The sequence below is a fragment of the Polaromonas sp. P1_G2 genome (genome assembly GCF_056405515.1).
On the sequence record NZ_JBFUBY010001856.1, the window covers coordinates 1 to 349 of the forward strand.

Below are 349 nucleotides of genomic sequence, written 5' to 3' on the forward strand. Positions count from 1 at the left end.
GAACTATCCGACGCGTTTCGTGCTGTTCCAGACCGGCAATCATGGCACGCCGATCCGCATGACGGATTGGCGCGACAGCCTCAACTGGATTTTCCGTGTCTCAGGATGAACGCAGCAGGACCTTGGTCGAATTCACCGCCGCCGAAATCTGCTGGTAATGCGCATAGCGGAGTTCGGAATTTTCGCTCGAGCGCAGCAGCTGCGTCGCCGCCTCGTCGATAACCTTCTGCGCCTTGGCCATGGCCTCTGGCTCCGCGGCGCGACGGATGGCGGTGTAGTGGCGGCGCGAGCGGAAGCGGGGATTGGCGTTCGCTGGTGCGTCCAGCTTCGGCTTCGACGAATCCTGGTA

At 61.9% G+C, this 349-nt stretch carries 1 protein-coding gene; it reads right to left on the reverse strand.

What is annotated here, in order from left to right:
* Positions 1-100: 100 nt before the first annotated feature.
* Positions 101-349 (reverse strand): hypothetical protein (locus AC1D0P_RS32910; RefSeq protein ID WP_477680549.1); only part of this gene is annotated, 249 nt, incomplete at its 5' end.